The 13,578-nt window shown below is 55.1% G+C and carries 9 protein-coding genes and 2 pseudogenes; 4 read left to right on the top strand and 7 right to left on the bottom strand.

All coding sequences use genetic code 11. From position 1 onward, the window contains the following. Nucleotides 1-98: 98 nt before the first annotated feature. Nucleotides 99-314 carry a helix-turn-helix domain-containing protein gene (locus RW095_RS36545; RefSeq protein ID WP_317020591.1) on the bottom strand — a complete coding sequence of 72 codons (216 nt, stop codon included), beginning with the start codon at nucleotides 312-314 and terminating at the stop codon, nucleotides 99-101. A 152-nt stretch (nucleotides 315-466) separates the two neighbouring features. On the opposite strand from RW095_RS36545, the gene RW095_RS36540 reads away from it, so the two are divergent. Then, nucleotides 467-775 carry a hypothetical protein gene (locus RW095_RS36540; protein WP_317020590.1) on the top strand — a complete coding sequence of 103 codons (309 nt, stop codon included), beginning with the start codon at nucleotides 467-469 and terminating at the stop codon, nucleotides 773-775. A 249-nt stretch (nucleotides 776-1,024) separates the two neighbouring features. On the opposite strand, the gene RW095_RS36535 is transcribed toward RW095_RS36540, so the two are convergent. From RW095_RS36535 to RW095_RS36520, 4 genes are read right to left on the bottom strand one after another with little or no spacing between them, the layout of a single operon-like run. Then, complete coding sequence (locus RW095_RS36535) at nucleotides 1,025-2,305, bottom strand: hypothetical protein (protein ID WP_317020589.1); 1,281 nt, start codon at nucleotides 2,303-2,305, stop codon at nucleotides 1,025-1,027. Beyond that, a complete protein-coding gene (locus RW095_RS36530; RefSeq protein ID WP_317020588.1) occupies nucleotides 2,292-2,927 on the bottom strand; it encodes a hypothetical protein in 636 nt (211 codons plus the stop codon). Before RW095_RS36530 ends, RW095_RS36535 begins: the two co-directional genes overlap by 14 nt. Then, the gene (locus tag RW095_RS36525; protein WP_317020587.1) at nucleotides 2,917-5,133 is read right to left on the bottom strand and encodes a hypothetical protein; all 2,217 of its coding nucleotides are present in this window, start codon (nucleotides 5,131-5,133) and stop codon (nucleotides 2,917-2,919) included. The genes RW095_RS36530 and RW095_RS36525 overlap by 11 nt, the downstream gene beginning before the upstream one ends. After that, on the bottom strand, nucleotides 5,096-7,075 hold the full coding sequence (locus RW095_RS36520) for a hypothetical protein (protein ID WP_317020586.1): 1,980 nt from the start codon (nucleotides 7,073-7,075) through the stop codon (nucleotides 5,096-5,098). The genes RW095_RS36525 and RW095_RS36520 overlap by 38 nt, the downstream gene beginning before the upstream one ends. 81 nt (nucleotides 7,076-7,156) lie before the next feature. Here RW095_RS36520 and RW095_RS36515 point away from each other — a divergent pair. Then, nucleotides 7,157-7,684, top strand: a pseudogene (locus RW095_RS36515) (magnesium chelatase domain-containing protein); the annotation flags it as partial. 269 nt (nucleotides 7,685-7,953) lie between these two features. Next, a pseudogene (locus RW095_RS36510) lies at nucleotides 7,954-9,368 on the top strand (IS1182 family transposase). A 272-nt stretch (nucleotides 9,369-9,640) separates the two neighbouring features. Here RW095_RS36510 and RW095_RS36505 read toward each other — a convergent pair. Further along, complete coding sequence (locus tag RW095_RS36505; protein ID WP_317020585.1) at nucleotides 9,641-11,062, bottom strand: aldehyde dehydrogenase family protein; 1,422 nt, start codon at nucleotides 11,060-11,062, stop codon at nucleotides 9,641-9,643. Between the two features lie 100 nt (nucleotides 11,063-11,162). Between RW095_RS36505 and RW095_RS36500 the strand changes: the two genes are divergently transcribed. Continuing rightward, on the top strand, nucleotides 11,163-12,113 hold the full coding sequence (locus tag RW095_RS36500; protein WP_317020584.1) for a LysR family transcriptional regulator: 951 nt from the start codon (nucleotides 11,163-11,165) through the stop codon (nucleotides 12,111-12,113). A 190-nt stretch (nucleotides 12,114-12,303) separates the two neighbouring features. Here the strand turns inward: RW095_RS36500 and RW095_RS36495 are convergent, their stop codons facing one another. Then, on the bottom strand, nucleotides 12,304-12,735 hold the full coding sequence (locus RW095_RS36495; RefSeq protein WP_317020583.1) for a YybH family protein: 432 nt from the start codon (nucleotides 12,733-12,735) through the stop codon (nucleotides 12,304-12,306). Nucleotides 12,736-13,578 lie beyond the last annotated feature (843 nt).

Here is a 13,578-nt window from a genome sequence, read left to right as displayed (position 1 = left end):
CTCATGCAATCGGCGGCATACGCACCGCGAACCTCGTATAGGGGTGCGATCGGCATCAAAGAACTCGTGATGCCGCCTTCCATGCTCTTCATCGCTGCCTAATCTAAATCGGATTTTGATGATGCCTCTTCGATCTGATCGGACCAGAACAGTGTGAAAACAGGAACGCCAAAAGCGTCAGCGACCTTTTCAATATTGTCCAAGGATATGTTGCGAGCTTGTCGCTCAACATGGGCGATGAACGACCGATCAAGTTCTGTGCGCGCGGACAACTCCTCTTGAGACCATCCGCGTTCGCGGCGGAGACGACGCATATTCCCAGCGAGTATGGCACGCGCTGTGAAATGGATTGGGGACAAACCGCTCTGACTTGGCATGCGCAGAATACTGCGAACGGGGCCTTTTCATGTCAGTAGCTTTTGAGTCACAATCGGAAGTGTGCTCAGTTCAGAAGAGGACTAAACCGATGACGAAAGCGAAGCGCGACGCGGGATCACAGGATGCTGTGTTGTGCCCGGTGGCGGCCGGCATTCTAGTCGAAGTTGACAACAACTACCGCCTGATGTGGATCACCGCCGAAAAATGCAAGCTTACCTTTGCATTAGGAATCGATGATATCAACGAATTTGCATACGAAGGCGGCACGCTTGGCATCGTTTTACACAGCATGCTGCATTACATCGAAATACCCTGCTCTCGTCCTCAGGCCGAAAACATCCTCAGGAAAGTCGGGCGGGATCCAAGAATATTGCTACCTCCAGTGGGATCGCATTGAGGATCGTGGCAAGCGAATTGCCAGCGTTGCTACAAACCAAACACCGTGTCTAGTCGATAGCATTATCGACCGTCTAAATACACGGCTCCGCAGTTAAAGCATCGTGGACTGCCAGACTTCGGTCCTTAAGAACGCCTGCTTTTGGGCACCGCCGAAGCGGCTAGTGGAAGACGACGCCTGCGCTTAAAGCACCGCTCGCCCGTTGGCTCGAAGTCTTAACCAGCAGAAGGAGAAATGTTCCTTTCCTACTCAAGGATCGCGTTTCCTGCTGGCAAGTCGCACCTGATTCTGGTCAACGTATGATTTGATAGATGCAGGATTGTGATGTCCAAGATCCATAGACACAGATGCTGATACCGATGCAGAACTCGTGTCGAGGCCCAATTGAAGCCGCGCACTAGTCTCGGCAGCAATAGCCGTGTTCGTGAACTTCCGTCTAAAGCTCTTCAAGCCCGATCGTTTCGGTGCACCAATCGCAGCAAACGCCTTGCTAAAAATCTTTGACAACGTCTTGTTGGTTAGTCCCTTTCCATCTCTCGCTGAAATGAACACCGCTCCGCGGGCAGCAAATGCATCCCAACCCATCTCATTAACAAGCTGGGCTCTGGTGTCACTGATAAACGCCGAAATCTTGATCGCGAGTGCTGGTGGAATATAGTACGAGTCACGATAACCAAACTTCTGCTGAGGAGGCACACAGGCCAAACCGCGCGCCTCCATCTTTTCAAGACGTTCGACGCTAAATTGTGAACAGGTGAGTGAATTAATAGAGGCCCGCCGCCACCCCAACTGATCAGCTAAATCCGCTATCAGCATATTTCTCAAAGCGACATACGCTGTGAAGTGGGCGGCAAAGTACTCATCGATCCGCTGCTTGTCCAGATCTGTGGCCGTGTACGCGTCTTGCCCTAGAGTTCGCGTCAGCGTACGTTTGTAGAGCAACGGATAACGTGCTCCGTTCGAAATTTCATCGCGGCTTGATCGCCTCCCCCCGATACTTAATCTCCCGCTCCTACCTCGGCCAAAGACATCGCTTTCCTTAAGCGCGGACTTCACAAGGCAGAAATTCTGCATACCGAAGAATGCTTTATACTCCGACGTCCAACGATACCAATTCAAAAAGTGATATATTTGAATAAGCTTGGCATTGACCGTGCGTCGCGCCGCTGATTCATCGTGAGAGGAAGCCACTTTTTCTTTGACTCGCCTGAATTCACTTTCGCGAAATTTGCGAATCAGTCGATCCGTGGATTCGTGAAATTCTAGGCTCGGCAAGTCTGCCGCCCTTCGCGCTGCATCGCGACCGGAAATGTCGACAAGGAAGCGGCGATAGGCGGCGATAGCCAAGATTGACGACTCAACCGTCTTTGGGTCATTTTCCAAGTCATCCGTCATGAAGATGGCATAATCGACCATTGGCCAGACGATGGCTTGAGTGACGGAATCGTACACGATCGCATAGCGCTTTTCGTCGAGCGTAATCCATGAAATGGCCGAACGAGGACATGAAAGCTGGTCATGGTTTTCCACGTTTGTGGTCCCCCAAGGTGGTTACCGTTGACTGCTGAGCTTTGGGCTGTGCGATTCGAGCTGCCTTCAACTCAATTTGAAATCGCTTGGTGAGTTCGATCCATTGATGCTTATAGTCGTCGCGCTGCTCGATAAGATCATTACGCTCAAGCCTCAGGAGCACTAACTCCTTCTCTAGCACGGCTAGCTTGCCCGTCGCCACCTTCAGATCGCGTCTCAATCTTCTCGCGCTTCCCTCCTCCACAACCTCAGGTGCCGGACGCCTCAGGTCTGCGACCGTACCGACTAATGAAACCACGTGTAACCGCCGCTCCGCGTAGTTGTCCAGCGTGCCGTTACCCGTTCGTCCTATAGTTGTCTCTGGAATTTTAAGAAGCTCACAAATCGCGCTTGCGTCCCGCCAATTCATAAACTGCCGCAAGGAACTCGGCAAACGCTTGTCGCCGTCGAACGCGAACGACTCACCCAGACGTTGCTTCAGAGACGGATCCTCGCCACACAATCGCAGGGCCTTCTCGATGAGCTCGATCTTTCTATCAATATTGGACAAAGCAGCGGCCTCTGCAGCGAATGCGGCAGCAGGCTTCCTTCCACCCTCCTTTGTTGAATTCTTACTCATCATATTCGAGCCCTAAGCGTTTCGACAACTCGGCAATTGCCTTCTCAAGATTCGATAATTCTCGCTGTTTTCTGCGCAATTCAAAGCCTGAATAGTTATTTGAGCGCACCTCAATAGCTAGTCTTTCTTTGCAACCCTGCAGATTGTCTCTATACGCTTTCTTGGTGAGATGGAATCTGCAATCGCGGCACAACTCCGGGCTTGCGTTCTCCTGTTGCGCGTAACCCCTCTCGCGGGAAAAGCATCGCGCGTTATGGACATGTTCATTGCCTCCTAGCATGCATTCTCCATGCGGCATCGGTCGCGGAAAATGGCCCCGACGCTTCACAGCCTCAAACACTTCTTCACCAAGGCGCGCACCTGAGAACGATACGGTGTGAGAAAATTTGACGTGAATGCGTCGTACGTAGTTTGCAAACCCACCCGAAAATTTCTCGCCGGCAAGAATATCGAAGACTTCTTCTGCCAATTTGGTCTCGCCGACGGTCCGCAGCACCTTGTCCAGATCTTTCATCTCCTCCATGAAGGCGCGCCGGCAATCCTCGGCCTCTGTAGGCATCAACGAATAGATACTTTCGGTATCTGGGCGCGACGTCGGGTCCGTCAGATATATGCGCGTAGTTCTGAGGTCAACATGGCCAAACTGTTGACAAGCAGCAACAATGTTACCGTTTTCGTACCGGTAGTAAAATACCAGTCCGTACATCCGCCTAAACACTTGTGTGCTGCCGAAAGTAAATCTTTCGTCCCCGAATGCCTCCTTAACGAAGTATGAGGCATCTTGGCCTCGCGCATACGACGTCAAATCAAACCAGATCAGATCCCTGCCGATTCCATATGCCTCGCTGAACCTACGGTAGGAAAACAGTGGTATTTTATCTCTCTCGAAAATTGTTCCGAAACGTGTAGTCAATTCTTTATCCACCCGGAGAAACATCGCCTGCAGTTTGTCGAGAATTGATATTGCCTGAGCGGTCGTTTCATTTACATAGAATGGCAGTCGGCGTCCGCTGCCTTTTGCTATATAGAAATCCACCTGATAAAGACCCATTTCACAATTAATTGTCTTCAGCGACCCCATCATCAGTCCAAGTTTGCGATGACTGACTTCACATTTCCGACGTGCGTTCATGAATGCAATTAATACGAAGCACGACGACATCAGGCCAGTTATTACACTGCGCAAACTGTATCCGCCTCTGGAAGCATCAAGGCACTCAAGCCGAAATGGCAGTAACGCTTCCAGCGCCCTGCGGTTTGACGATTCAGTGAAAGACTTCACGATCTCGCCGGGTATATGTCTGGTGGTGCGGGAAGAGCTTTTCTCCACTGCCGCGACAAGCTCCTCCACAAGCGCTAGCAATAACGGACCTCTCTCATAAAGCCATATCATGCTGAGCCGGAAGAGCCTTCCCGCCATGCCGATATCAAAGTTCTTCGTTCTGGATGGCTCTCGCCCCCATTTTTTCGAGAGCGCGTAAGGGTTAGGAAACGGATATGCGCCTATACCGAATTCTTGGCCTGCCTCAAATAGTAAGTTTGCCGACGCGCACCAAGATCGGATCTTACTGACGGAGCATACCGATTCCGGTGCCCGTTCGGCATCAGTCGTTTCTTTTGCCTCAAAAGCGACGGTCAGGTAACTGGATACGGATATGTAGTTGGTCGATATTAACTCTATTTCCTTGCGATGCCTTATTATTGTTACCCATGTGGCTTCTGTGATCCCTACTTTCTCTGCCCGCTCCAGAATTTTCAAGACCTCCGGCCAACCACCGCGTTTGAAACACCGAAATATCGACTTGAAATGATTTGGATTAATCAAGTCGACAGAAGTCACATTTCTCATCCATAGCGCCTCAAAGAACATGACAATATCTTGGACGATCGTGCCGATGCGATGTGTGCGCGTATGCGACTCACTTTTCGTCCGCGCGAGGAAGGCATCCAAGCCAAACAGAAGTGCCCCTACAAAGTCCGGGCGAGTGCTTAGTGGAACGGGGTACGAGTACAAAGAGTTTGGAGGAAGAATTTTTCGATTGAGATCGAAGTCTCTATATTTGTTTTCCTCTGTGCGCGCTTCGGATCGGGTCACTCGGATAACACATCCGTCTGTAATGCTAATATCAGCGCTTCGTAGCTTATTATTTAATTCGGAGAATTTCGGAAGATCACAATCCGCCAAGATTGCACGTTTCATCTTTTTCATTTCCGAATTCCTCGTCGATCACGGCGCGCTTGATCATTATCCAATGCGAACTTGATTGGATGTATTGCTTCAGCGCAAGATTGAACAGCATCGATGGAGCATGATATTTTATGAACGCCTCCTCATTCTCGTTTAACAACCGATGCCAACTTGACGAATAAAACTCGCAAGTCGCCCATACCTCGCGCACTCTTGCTTTTGTGATCACTGTTCGATTCTTTTCACAACCTTGGCCTATGTGACATCGCTTGGCGTCGCAGGCGCCGCCAGTTAGCCAAGCAGGGTCGGGAGGACTAAACGGGTTCGTGCAGCTCGTACCGTCGCCGATCGGAAAAAGCAAATTCTTGTCCACGTACTCAGGCGAAAATTTGTCTGCGAAGAAAATACGCTCCGTGGAAAGTGCAAACTTGATGGTGGAATCGAGCCGGCGCTGGAATTCAAGATTGACTGCCTGACTATGAAGAAATGTTGAAAACTGGGAAATATAATGGTGAGTCGTCGCTTCTTGCTCATGCCCTGCTTCCTGTTTTACATACGACACCGACCCGGTTTTAAAATTATCGAGTGTTAGCATGTGAGTACGAATCTGTTCATCGCTGAACGGATGCATACCAAATTGCCTTTCAAGAATTGTTTTTACGCGGCTGGCGTTAGTAAAGCAATATTTTAAGCACCTAGATCTGGTGTTATCCCAACAAATCCATATTTTTTTCTCATCTTTTCCAATATGACCAAATTTTTTCATTTGCTCGTAATTCCAGAGCATTAGTTCAATCGCCTCATATGCAGCCAGATTTTCCTTGGTAATATCTACTCGCGGCGTTTCCTGCCCTGTTTTTTGCTTATAGCTTTTTAACGTATAGATATCTCCTTCCTTTGTTATCCATTCACGCCTGATAGCGCGTAGCGCATCAGCATTGAATCGCGTATGAATCAAAAGTGAATAAAAGGCGCAGAGCATCTCTTTTTTGTGAACACAGCGAGTCAGGAAGAACACGTGCTTGTATCTCAACCCTTCCATGCGCTCTTTTTCAACTCCGACTGCATTAATGACACGGTCGGCAATTTCACCAATATTGTGCTTGTTTATCTTCGTTGGATGCCGCGGGAATGACACATCATTGGCAGCCTCGACGATTGACGAAACGAGAGCTGCGGTGCTGCAACAACGAATCTTTCTCGCAGTATTGTTGTCATATCCCCCGAGTAGAAAAGCGCGTGCGAGCGCGGAATCCTCGTCCGTCGACCGGTACGCGCAACACTTGTGCATACGGTCTCTCGCTTCCCGCCAGAACAGCATCTCCGCCCGACACCCATCGCGCAATCGATTTACGTCAACAGTCATCCGTTCGATTTCACGGTCGCGAAGTTCCCGGATTGTCTGATGGGGTGTCGAACCAAGTGGATATCCAAGATGGCCAGTCCCTTCCGACCTCGAATCCTCACTCAACGTTTTTCTAGGCAAGCGTTTGGACCGGAGCGTCGTTTTGAAATATCGCCAATTGTTCCTCACGTCTTCGACGAAGGTGTCTGGCGGCATTTTTTCCACCATGAACCGTCGAAAGATGTTTGATCCTACGTAAAGAGTCCCCGGTTTCCGCCAACGCTCGCCAAAAGAATTTACTAATACCAACTCCATCGCCGAAAAACACCTGGAAATCTCGCGACGTCCTATTAAACCTATCGGCATTGTCAGGAAGGCCCGCGTCGCAGGGTCTTCGCAGCATGCATTTACTACGGATCGCAGCGTCTGCATGTCTTGGGAGCGAAAGGGCGCCCTTCGCTGTTTGGCATTTATTTCTTCAAGCACACAATACATCCAGCTGCCCTGCCGCAACCGCAACGCCGAGATGTCGAAGCGCACTTTTTCTTTGTAGAGCTTGCCGTAGACCCGCTCAACTGTCTGTACGACGAGGGTTTGTGGCAAAGGTTTGCTGTCCATAGCGTACTGAATAGCCGGCTACCTCAAATCTTTGGCTTTCAGTCTAGTCGTACCTAGTGCGAATTCAAGGCGGCACCCAGCATCACCGTCAATCTCGCTCCCGCAGACTTGCCCAAGGAATCCGGCCGCTTCGATCTGCCGATCGCCTTGGGCATTCTCGCGGCAAGCGGCCAGATTCCGGTGGAATCGCTGCTTCATCGTGAATTCGCCGGCGAGCTGTCGTTGACCGGCGCGCTGCGTCCCATGCGCGGCGCTTTCGCTATGGCGTGCGGCACCGCGCGCAGCGCGGCAGCGTGCGGTGAAACGTCCGCCGAATGCATGGCCACTCACGCGCCGCCGCACCGCAATCCGCAACTCTATCTGCCGGCCGCAAGCGCGGCCGAGGCCGCGCTCGTGCCCGGCGTAGATGTATATGGCGCGAGCGATCTGCCCTCGTTGTGCGCGCATCTGGCCGACGCGCCCGATGCGCGCCTTTATCCGGTCGCCGCACCCGACCTCGCGCAGTTCACACCCGCGGCCGTGCCCGACATGGGCGACGTCATCGGCCAGCGCGGCGCGCGTCGTGCGCTCGAAGTCGCCGCAGCCGGCGGACATCATGTGCTTACCTTGTAGCCAATTAAACCCCATTTGTAACCGGCTTGGCGCCCCTTGGTTCGCCCGCGGTCACTGATGCGACCAAGTGGCGGCCTCTCGACAGATGAGCGCTAGATGAGTTCAACTTCCCGCAACGGGCGAGTATCGGCCATCACCGGACATTGGCGCGTGCTTGCGCAGAGCCATTCCAACGTCAGCTTCGCCCCAGATTGTGTTGAAAAAGTCGCCCGTGGTTCGGAATGTTCGGTATCCTGGAAGACATCGATCGACGGGAGTGATTCGTCATGATGGGTCAACTGGGCAGTGGACAGGACAAACTCTTCTATTCGTTCAACCTTGATAGTCACGTCCCTCGCGAACACCTGTTGAGAGGCATTGATCACTTCCTCGACCTTCGCGATCTGCGCCAGCATCTCGTGCCGTTCTACAGTCCAATGGGACGGCCGTCGATTGATCCGGAGCTCATGATCCGCATGTTGATTGTGGGCTACTGCTTCGGCATCCGGTCCGAACGCAGGTTATGCGAGGAGGTCCATTTGAACCTTGCATATCGGTGGTTCTGTCGACTGGGTCTGGAGGACGTCGTACCCGAACACTCGACCTTCTCCAAGAACCGCCACGGTCGCTTCCGCGATAGCGATGTGTTACGCCATGTGTTCGAGTCGGTGCTGGGTCGCTGCATGTCCGAGGGGCTCGTAAAGGGTGAAGGTTTCGCGATTGACGCAAGCATCATCAGGGCCGATGCAAGCCCTGCACGCGGTGTCCCAGGTACTGAGCCCATCAACTGGGGTTGCGTCAAGGACCAAAGCCGCGCAGACGGGAATATCTAAAGGTATTAGAGGAAGCGAATCCGGCCGGCGCAGACGCGGTCGAGGAGGCAGAGACATCGACACCTCCAAAGAGAATATCCCTGACCGATCCCGCTGCGAGCTGGACAGCCGCCAAGGGTAGCCCGGCGTTCTTCGCCTACTCGACCAATTATCTGATTGACCTGCAGGCAGGGATCATCGTTGACGTCGAGGCGACGCCCGCGAACCGCTCGCACGAAGTGGAATCAACCAGGACGATGATTGATCGCGTTGAGCGGCGGCACGATCTCAAACCCCGACGTCTTGCAGGCGACACCGCGTATGGCTCGGCAGCGATGCTTGCCTGGATGATCGACGAGAAGGAAATTGCACCACATGTTGCGGTCTGGGACAAAACGACGCGCAAGGACAACACATTGTCCAACAGCGAGTTCCAATGGGATGAACTGGCCAATGAATATCGCTGTCCCACCGGTCACACCCTACGCAGTGATCGGCGCAAGTTCAGAGATCCGCGCTCGCGCGTCACGAAGGCTGGCACGATCATCTATCGGGCAAGCCAGTTCGACTGCGAAAGCTGTTCGATGAAGGATCGCTGCTGTCCGAATACACCATTCCGCAAGATCGCCCGCAGCATCCATGAAGCTGCGCGTGACGAAACGAGGCATATTGCGAAAACGCCTGAATACAAGCGATCTTGCCGTGAGCGAAAGAAGGTGGAAATGCTCTTTGCCGATCTCAAACGCATTCTGAAGTTGGACCGTCTGCGCCTGCGGGGTCCAAGCGGCGCCCATGATGAATTCCTGATGGCGGCGACTGCGCAAAACCTGCGAAGAATGGCCAAGCGTTTCATGTCAGGAAGCAAGCAGATGAACCAGGCAGTGGCATGACGAGAAACGAGGATCGTTGCCTCGCACAGGTTCGCCGCTTCGCCGATCGCCACAACTCGAAAACATGCCGCCAACTCCGGCGTCTCCGACAAAAACAAGACTTTTTCAACACAATCCCCCAGACAACGGACCTTCGCGCTCTGACCATGGATGTCGCGGCGTCGGGCGTAGAACTGCAGCGCTTCCGATTTTCCGGAGCACGCAGTCCTAAGGCTGGCGTTCCCGCTTGATCAGCCCTGTGGGGCGCGCCAACGAACGCTTGTTCTACGCAATCACAATGTCGCAATCACGGCCTTCGGCTCGAGAAACGCCTCCAGCCCAAACGAGCCATACTCGCGGCCAATACCCGATTGCTTGAAGCCGCCGAACGGCGCGGCCGGTTCGTGTGCGAGCGTATTGACGAGTACGCGTCCCGCTTCGATTCGCGACGCGACTTCGCGCGCACGCTTCTCATCCGCCGAGAACACGTACGCCTGCAAGCCGTAGTTCGTATCGTTGGCGATGGCGATGGCATCGTCAGTATCGCGGTACGTGATGATCGACAGCACCGGCCCGAAAATCTCTTCGCACGCGATTGTCATGTCGTTCGTCACGTCGCTGAAGACAGTGGGCCGCACAAACCATCCTGCGTCGACGCCATCCGGCCGGCCTTCGCCCCCCGCGATCAAACGCGCTCCTTCATCGGTGCCGATGCGGATATAGCGCTGCACGCGCTCCCACTGCTTCTTGCTGACCATCGGGCCGACGGTCGTTTGAGGATCGCGCGGATCGCCCGCCTGTGTTCGCGCGACTTCTTCCCGCACGCGCGCCTCGAACTCCGCGAGCCGTTGTCTGGGCACGAGAATGCGCGTGCCCGCGATGCATGCCTGGCCGCTGTTCATGAAACCGGCCTGAATCGCAAGCGGCACGACGTGGTCGAAGTTCGCATCGTCGAGCACGACCACCGGCGACTTGCCACCGAGTTCGAGCGTTACGCGTTTCAACGTATCGGCGCCGGCCCGCAGAATCGTCTTGCCGACTGCCGTGGAGCCCGTGAACGATAGTTTCGCGACATCGGGGTGTGAGCTGATCTGGGCGCCGACCGTTTCACCGCGTCCCGTAACGATGTTGAATACGCCCGCCGGCAAGCCCGCTTCGTGCAACGCTTCGGTGACGATGCGGGTCTGGATCGCGCTCATTTCGCTCGGCTTGATGACGGCCGTGCAGCCCGCGGCCAACGCGGCGGCCAGCTTCCCGCAGATGAAACCCGCGTCGCTGTTCCACGGGGTGATCAGGCCCGCGACACCGAGCGGCTGCATCACGACTTCAGCGGTGCCCGCCCGGCGCGTGAACGCGTAGTCCTGTAGCACCTTCGCCGCTTCGAGCAGCACACTGCTCGCATGCTCAGCCATCCATCGGCCACGCGACACTGGTGCGCCATATTCTTCGATGATCGCTTCGTAAAGCTCGTCTTCTTTCGCAACGATGGCTTCATGCATCCGCTTCAGCATGTCGATGCGCTCGCGCTTGTCCGTACGCGAAAACGCGGGAAACGCGCGATTCGCTGCAGCAATCGCGTCGCGCGCGTCCTGCGCATCGGCGAGGCGCACGCGGCCGATCACCTGTTCGGTCGCGGGATTGAAGAGATCGAACAGTTCGTCGCCGTGCGGCGTGACGAACGTGCCGTCGATATAAACCTTGTCGATGATCTGCATTGCTGCTCCCGGATTGCGTTGTCAATGACACACGATAGACCGGCGCAATTGCGTTGACTAGCCGTACAATCTGGCACGCCATATTGAGAGATTTGGGACAATGAAGACTTCAGGGCTGGGTGAACTGGAAGCGGTGCTGGCCGTCGCGCGTCATCGCAGCTTTCGCGCGGCGGCGACCGACCTGGGTGTCTCGACATCCGCGCTCAGTCATGCGGTGGCGGCGCTCGAAGCACGCATCGGCGTGCGGCTTTTCAATCGCACGACGCGCAGCGTATCGTTGTCGGAAGCGGGTGTGCAATTCGTCGACACAATAGCGCCCGCGCTGTCGACGATCCGCGTCGCGATCGAACGGGTCGGCAGCTTTCGCGACACGGTGTCGGGCACCTTGCGCATCAATGGGTCGGCTGGAGCGGCGAAGCAGGCGATGCCGCTCTTTATCGCGTTCCTGCAGCGCTATCCGGAAATGAAGCTCGACATCGTCACCGAAGGACGGTTGATCGATATCGTCGTCGAAGGGTTCGATGCGGGCATCCGTCTCGCCGAAACTGTGCCGCAGGACATGATCGCGGTGGCATTTGGTGACAGGCAACGCTTTGCCGTCGTCGGCAGTCCGACGTACTTCGCGCAGCACAAGCCGCCGCGCGCGCCCGCGGACCTGAACGCGCACAAATGCATCCGCACGCGAATGCCAAGCGGCGCGATCTATCAGTGGGAGTTCGAACGACACGGCGAAGCGGTGCGTATCGACGGAAAGGGTGCGCTGACGCTGGACGAGCCAAGCCTGATGCTGGCAGCGGCGCGCGCCGGTCTCGGTCTCACGTATCTGACCGAGTGGACCGTCGCCGCGGATCTGGAGGCCGGCACGCTGGTTCGCGTGCTGGAAGACTGGACGCCGGCGCTCGACGGCCTCTGTCTGTACTATCCAGGCCGCCGCCATGTGCCGGCCGGACTGCGCGCACTGATCGACATGATCCGCGAACACGCTGATGGGCGACGGGCGCGCCGCGAGCGAGCGTCCCCAAAAGGAAAAGTTCGCGGCGCACGGCGCTAGTGGCGCATGACGAGGCACGCATGACCGATGTAACCTGGAAGCTGCCTATGAGGTGAAGCCTGGCCCTGCGTCCGGAGTGGGTCGCCATGAGACATTGACGACGGAGTCGAAGTGCGACGCAGTGCGCTGGTGGCTTGGCGGTGGACATAGCGCAACCCCGTTGCACGAGACTCCGATGGCAAACGGACGACTAGGTCTTCGTCTGTATCCCCTTTAGAACATCCAGCATTGCAGAAGAGATATCAGTGTGATGATGGACGATCTTCCAGCTATCCTTCTCTCGGCGATAGATGTTTGTGACGCGATGATCTAACGTAACCTGTTGTCCGGCAAAGCGGGCCTGCCCGCGCTCCGAACCGATTTCGTAGGCCATAGCGCCTGTAACCTGAATCATCTGATCATCCAGCCTTATCCGCCCCTCCGAGGCGATCTGGGCCACTTGCTGAAACGAGTCTCGAACCTCGTCCCAACCTACGTGCCGTCCACCAACCGGATGCATGGCCGTTACGACGGCGTCATGCGACCAGATCTCTGACATCGCACTTGCGTCTCCATTGGCCATGTCGTTCAGCGCAGCGTAGAACTGCTGTGATGCAGTACGTATTTCGTCTTCTGTGGACATGAATCATTCTCCTTGAGTGAACGACCGGGCGCTCTTGATCCAACATACACCATTGGCGATCGCGTGCCGATCGATTTCCATAGCCGTTGAGGCCCCTGCGGAACGAGTCTCGGGCTTGGAAATCGCGGGCACGAAGCGCATCACGCGTTGAATCCCTGGGTGGCTGAACCACCCCCAGCCGGATCCGGTCTGATCGGACGGGTGCCGGCGTACGCGCGGTGATGAGCGTCGGCCTATCGTGCAGAACGGCAGGGGTCGGCAAATCAGGGAAATCCGTCCCTAGTCAACGGTCGACCGCGTGCGGCAGTTGCCGGCCAGGAAGCGTCATTCGCCTGTCGCGTCGTTCAGCCGTTCAGACGTCGGCTCCGCCCAGTAAACGGCCGTTGGATTGGCGAAGACGAATGGTGCTTCATCGGCCTAAGCAGACATTCAGGCGGGCTGGGTTCTACGTCAGAGGGTGGCGGATTGCTGACTGTGGCGGCATCTAGCAGTGGGACGACCGGCGGATCCCACAGGCGAAAGGTCATTGCGTACCGTCGATCGAGGATAAAAATCGGTGATAGCAGACGTTCAGGTGTCAGAGTTTGCGAGGCAGCTTCAAGCCACCTTTCTGCCACTCGAACCTCCGCGCATTACCGAGGATAGTTTTCTCCCTAGCGGTGCCGGTCTTCTTGCAATCGGATGACGCGGCGCTCGCAAATCACGATGCAACGCCGCGATCAGAAACCGAAAAGGTTGCTTATTAGCTCGAACACGCTGGATGGATGTAGAGTGTTGGAGGGCACCTCAGCCAATTGCTGACTGGTGTGCCCTGCTATTACGAAGCTACTCGAATCGAACCGG

Origin of the sequence: Paraburkholderia kirstenboschensis, from assembly GCF_032806925.1 — a bacterium.
Taxonomy (GTDB): Bacteria; Pseudomonadota; Gammaproteobacteria; order Burkholderiales; family Burkholderiaceae; genus Paraburkholderia; species Paraburkholderia kirstenboschensis.
The sequence above is the reverse complement of the archived record's forward strand: the minus strand, read 5'-3'. Positions and strand labels throughout refer to the sequence as shown.

Coding starts and splice junctions, on each gene's coding strand:
- RW095_RS36545 (WP_317020591.1), bottom strand. CDS start 314: ATGCGTCGTCTCCGCCGCGAACGCGGATGGTCTCAAGAGGAGTTGTCC.
- RW095_RS36540 (WP_317020590.1), top strand. CDS start 467: ATGACGAAAGCGAAGCGCGACGCGGGATCACAGGATGCTGTGTTGTGC.
- RW095_RS36530 (WP_317020588.1), bottom strand. CDS start 2,927: ATGATGAGTAAGAATTCAACAAAGGAGGGTGGAAGGAAGCCTGCTGCC.
- RW095_RS36525 (WP_317020587.1), bottom strand. CDS start 5,133: ATGAAAAAGATGAAACGTGCAATCTTGGCGGATTGTGATCTTCCGAAA.
- RW095_RS36520 (WP_317020586.1), bottom strand. CDS start 7,075: ATGGACAGCAAACCTTTGCCACAAACCCTCGTCGTACAGACAGTTGAG.
- RW095_RS36505 (WP_317020585.1), bottom strand. CDS start 11,062: ATGCAGATCATCGACAAGGTTTATATCGACGGCACGTTCGTCACGCCG.
- RW095_RS36500 (WP_317020584.1), top strand. CDS start 11,163: ATGAAGACTTCAGGGCTGGGTGAACTGGAAGCGGTGCTGGCCGTCGCG.
- RW095_RS36495 (WP_317020583.1), bottom strand. CDS start 12,735: ATGTCCACAGAAGACGAAATACGTACTGCATCACAGCAGTTCTACGCT.